Consider the following 4702-nt stretch of genomic DNA (forward strand, 5'->3'; position numbering starts at 1 on the left):
AGATCGACGCCTCGGGACGCCTCGGCCCCAGATGGTGTCATTGGCCGACCTGCTGGCGGCGCCGGTCTACGGCTCGTCCTGGCCGGCCCACATCCCCTTCCCCACCGCGCACCCGCTCTGGGCCGGGAACCTGCCGACCCGGGCCGACGCCATCGCCGCCATCCTCGGGCGCTACGACGCGGTGTTCGCGCTGGGCGGCAAGTCGCTGATCACCGTGCTCTACTCGGAGGTCTCGGCGGTGCCGCCGGGGGTGCAGGTCTTCCAGCTCTCGGCCGACGTGCGCGACCTCGGGCGCACCTATGCCACGAGCCTCTCGACCGTGGGCGACATCCGCGCCTCGCTGGACGCCCTGCTGCCGCTGCTCCGCCCCCGCCTCGCCGACCGGGCCGAGGCCTTCGCGCAGCTGCGCGCCCAGGCAGTGACCGCCCGGGCCGAGCGGCGGGCGACGCTTGCCGCCGCGGCGGATGCGGCCTTCGAGGATCCGGTGATCGCGCCCCTGGTGGCCGCCCGGGAGGTGGCCCGCGCGGTCGGGGCCGAGACCACCATCGTGGACGAGGCGCCCGCGACGCTCACGCACCTGCGCACCTTCCTCGACAGCCCGTCGGCCCATCAATACGCGGCGATGCGCGGCGGCGTGCTCGGCTGGGGCATGCCGGCCGCGGTGGGGTTTTCCTTGGGGCTCGACCGGGCGCCCGTGGTCTGCGTCGTGGGCGACGGGGCCGCCATGTACTCGCCCCAGGCCCTCTGGACCGCCGCGCACGAAAAACTGCCGGTCACCTTCGTGGTGATCAACAACGCCGAGTACAACATCCTCAAGACCTTCATGAAGGGCCAGGCGCACTACGCCTCGGTGCGGGCCAACCGCTTCATCGCCATGGACCTCACCGACCCGCGCATCGATTTTCCGGCCCTGGCCGCCTCGATGGGGGTCCCCGCGCAGCGCGTGACCCGGGCCGCCGACATCGCCCCGGCGATCGAGGCCGGGATCCGGTCGGGAGGGACCAACCTCGTGGAGGTGGTGGTGCGGGCGACGTGAGGGGCGGCCCCTCCGCCGGCCTCCGAGGGGCGCGGCCCTGAGGGCCGTCGCGGCGTTCGGACACAGAGGCTGCCGAGGAACACGGACGTCCGGCCCGGGCTGCCCTAGGGATCGGTTTGACCGGGCGGGATCTCAGCTATGTGGTACCTCTACGGTTTCGCGCTGCTGGCCGGCGTGGCCAACGCCGTCCAGGCCGGACAGAACGGGACGCTGTCGAAGGGGCTGGCCGAATCGCGGGTCGCCGGCCTCGTGGTCGCCACCGGGACCGCGAGTTGCATCCTCGCGGTGGGGCTCATCACCGGGAGGCTCGCCTGGCCGACGGCCGCGCAAGCCCTCGCGATGCCCTGGTGGGCGTGGTTCGGCGGGGTCCTGGGCGGAGGCATCATTCTGGCGCAGTTCGTCGTGGCCCGTCAGATCGGGGCCGCCCCGTTCCTGGGCCTCCTCGTCACGGCCGGGGTCGCCACATCGATCATGCTGGACAATTTCGGGTGGGTCGGCTTCGAGCGCCACCCCGCCAGTCTCTGGCGCATCCTCGGCGGCGTGCTGATGATCGCCGGCGTCGCCCTCGTCGCGCTGTTCTAGGAGCAAAACCGGGCCGGCCGATCACATCGACCGGCCGCCTCGTGGGCTTACCCCAGCCCCGGCACCGGTATCCCGAAGGCCGCCGCCAGCAGGACCATGTTGAGGGCGAGCACCACGGCCGCCCCCGCGACGGCCGCCGCCTGGGTGAGCGGCCCGTTGGCGAAGGGACCCATCACGCTCCGGCGGCGGGTGAACACCACCAGCGCCACCATCGGCACCGGCAGGGCCAGCGACAGCACCACCTGGGACAGGACCAGCGCCCGGGTCGGATCGACGCCGATCGCCACCACCACGAAGGCGGGCAGCATGGTCACGAGCCGGCGCACGAGGAGCGGGATGCGCCAGCCGGTGAAGCCCTGCATCACCAGCTGGCCGGCGAGCGTCCCCACCACCGAGGAGGAGATTCCGGAGGCGAGCAGCGACACCAGGAAGGCCGCCCCGGCCGCGGGGCCGAGCAGCGGCGTCAGGGTCCGGTAGGCCTCGCCGATCTCGGCGACCCCGCTGTGGCCGGCATGGAAGGCCGCCGCCGCCATGATCACCATCGCCATGTTGACGAGGCCCGCGAGCAGCAGCGCCACCACCACCTCGCGGTTGGAGTAGCGCACCAGCAGGCGCCGGTCGGCCTCGTTCCGCGGGCTGCCGCGCCCCTGGGTCAGGCCGGAATGCAGGAACAGGGCGTGCGGCATCACGGTGGCGCCGATGATCCCCACCGCGATGGTGAGCGCCTCCGCGTCCGGGATCCGCGGGGTGACGAGGCCCTTCGCGGCCTCGCCCCAGGCCACCGGGGCGATCAGCAGCTCGATCGCGTAGCAGAGGCCGATCGTGCCGACCATCGCCCCGATGGCGATCTCCAGGGGCCGGAAGCCCTCGTGCTCCAGGAGCAGGATCGCGTAGGTGACGATCGCGGTGATCGCCATCCCGGCCATCAGCGGCATGCCGGTGAGCAGCGACAGGCCGATGGCGCCGCCGAGGAACTCCGCGAGGTCGGTGGCCATCGCGGCGACCTCGCTGATGCCCCACAGGGTGAGGCGCACCGGCCGCGACGTCGCGTCCCGGCAATGCTCGGCGAGGTTCTTGCCGGTCACGATGCCGAGCTTGGCCGACAGGGCCTGGAACAGCATCGCCGTGAAGTTGGCGAGCAGCACCACCCAGAGCAGCCCGTAGCCGTAGCGGGCGCCGGCCTGGATGTTGGTGGCGAAGTTGCCGGGGTCCATGTAGGCGATCGACGCCGTCACGGCCGGACCCGCGAACAGCAGGAACCGGCCCCGTCCACCCGCCCGCCCTTCGAGGACGTCGCGGATGGCGCTCTCCGTCCGCCGGCTCATCGCCCCGGGCGGGGCGCCCCCGGGGGCCGTCCCGGCGTTCGGCGCCACCATGCTCACCCTCTCCTCAAAGATATAGCTCGGGCTATATTCAGGGCTGCGGCCGCGGGATTCAAGGGGTTTTCCGCGTGCCGCGTGGGACTCCCCTCCGGCCGCCGGTTTTTGCTAGACAGGGGCGGGGCGGCGTGTGCGTCCCGAGAGGGAGAGCCGATGCAGGAACCGTCCGAGCCGGGCTCGCCCGAGACCGCGCTGGTCGATCCCGAGCGGCACGTGGAGAGCTTCCGGCAGGCCCGCGAGGCGCGGCGGTCCGAGCTGGTCGAGGATTACGTCGAGCTGATCGACGACCTGATCGGCGACGGCGGCGAGGCGCGCCAAGTGGACATCGCGGCCCGCCTCGGCGTGGCGCAGCCCACCGTCGCCAAGATGCTCAAGCGTCTGTGCGAGGACGGGTTCGTCCAGCAGCGGCCCTATCGCGGCGTGTTCCTGACCGAGGCCGGCCGCCGGCTCGCCGCCCAGGCGCGGGAGCGCCACCGGATCGTCGAACGCTTCCTGTGCGCGCTGGGGGTGAGCCCCGAGACCGCCCGGCGGGACGCGGAGGGGATCGAGCACCATGTCAGCGCCGAGACCCTGGCGGCGTTCCGCGCCTTCGCGGAACGTCACGGGGGGGCGTGAGGCGCCCGTCCGTCCGCCCTGCCCTCACACCGTCGGCGCAGGCACCTTCTGGCGCAGGCCCAGGATCACCGCCCGGAGCATCTCGGCGCCCGCCTCGCCGGCATCCGGCAGGATGCCGGTGCGGGAGGCGTAGATCCGCTCGTGCACGAAGGCGAGCTTGGCGATCACCGTCGGCGTCAGCTTGAACGGGTAGAGCGCCGGCTGGCCCATGCTGTGGGAGAGCGAATTGATCGCGTAGGTCAGCGGCAGCCACGCCGCGATCAGCCGGTCGAGATCCTGGGTGTTGTAGGGGTCGAAGTCGATCACGGTCGGTGCCGCCTGCCCGTGGCGCAGGCGCGGGCGCACGTGCAGCTCGAAGGTCGAGGCGGTCTCCACCGTGTCGACGATGTGCAGGTAATGCGCGAAGGTCTCGGCGAAGTCCTCCCAGGGATGCGCCGTGGCGTAGGCCGACACGTAGGCCTCGTCCCAGTCGGCGGGCGCGCCCCGCGCGTAATGGTTCTGCAGCGCCTGGACGTAGTTCAGGCGCTCGTCGCCGAACAGCGCCCGGAAGGCTCCCATGGTGGGGCTGTTCATCACCAGCAGGTACCAGAAGTAATGCCCGATCTCGTGCCGGAAATGCCCGAGCAGGGTGCGGTAATGCTCGCCGAACAGGATCCGGCGGCGCTCCCGCTCGACATCGTCGGCCTCGGCGATGTTCATGGTGATCAGGCCGTTGATGTGCCCCGTCAGCACCGGCATTCCGCCGGAGAAGCTCTCGGACGGATCGGCCAGGAAGTCGAAGGCCAGCCCGTCCGTGTACTGGGCGCGGGTGGCGAGCGGCAGGTCCAGGCGCAGCAGCGAATAGAACAGCCTGCGCTTGGCGGCCTCGATCTGGCGCCAGCGGGTGAGGTTCCAGGTCTGCGACAGGTCCGGCACCACGCGGTTGTGGCGGCAGGCGGTGCAGTAGATGTCGGGGCTGTCCTCCGGCACCAGCCAGTTGCAGGCCTCCGAAACGGCGTTGTTGCACAGGCGGTAGCGCCGTCCGGGATCCGCGTAGGCGTGGAAGACCTGTGCGCCGCCCATCACCGGGTGCGCCGAGGCCCCCTGCGCT

At 71.9% G+C, this 4702-nt stretch carries 5 protein-coding genes; 3 read left to right on the plus strand and 2 right to left on the minus strand.

The genetic code is table 11. The features are described from left to right. Together I53_RS29790 and I53_RS29795 are read left to right on the plus strand one after the other, a co-directional pair. On the plus strand, positions 1-1036 hold a 1036-nt coding region (locus tag I53_RS29790), incomplete at its 5' end, for a thiamine pyrophosphate-dependent enzyme (RefSeq protein ID WP_043357953.1). Between the two features lie 138 nt (positions 1037-1174). Further along, positions 1175-1618, plus strand: coding sequence for a DMT family transporter (locus I53_RS29795; protein WP_043357947.1), 444 nt, complete (start codon positions 1175-1177; stop codon positions 1616-1618). A 47-nt stretch (positions 1619-1665) separates the two neighbouring features. On the opposite strand, the gene I53_RS29800 is transcribed toward I53_RS29795, so the two are convergent. Then, positions 1666-2994, minus strand: coding sequence for an Nramp family divalent metal transporter (locus I53_RS29800; RefSeq protein ID WP_043357949.1), 1329 nt, complete (start codon positions 2992-2994; stop codon positions 1666-1668). Between the two features lie 156 nt (positions 2995-3150). On the opposite strand from I53_RS29800, the gene mntR reads away from it, so the two are divergent. Beyond that, entirely contained in the window at positions 3151-3612 is a 462-nt protein-coding gene (gene mntR / locus I53_RS29805) for a manganese-binding transcriptional regulator MntR (RefSeq protein WP_020093314.1), read from the plus strand. Positions 3613-3636: 24 nt separating this feature from the next. Here mntR and I53_RS29810 read toward each other — a convergent pair. Beyond that, a partial coding sequence (locus tag I53_RS29810) for a putative zinc-binding metallopeptidase (RefSeq protein WP_043357955.1) occupies positions 3637-4702 on the minus strand: 1066 nt, incomplete at its 5' end.

The organism is Methylobacterium sp. B1 (assembly GCF_000333255.1).
GTDB classification, from domain to species: Bacteria; Pseudomonadota; Alphaproteobacteria; order Rhizobiales; family Beijerinckiaceae; genus Methylobacterium; species Methylobacterium fujisawaense.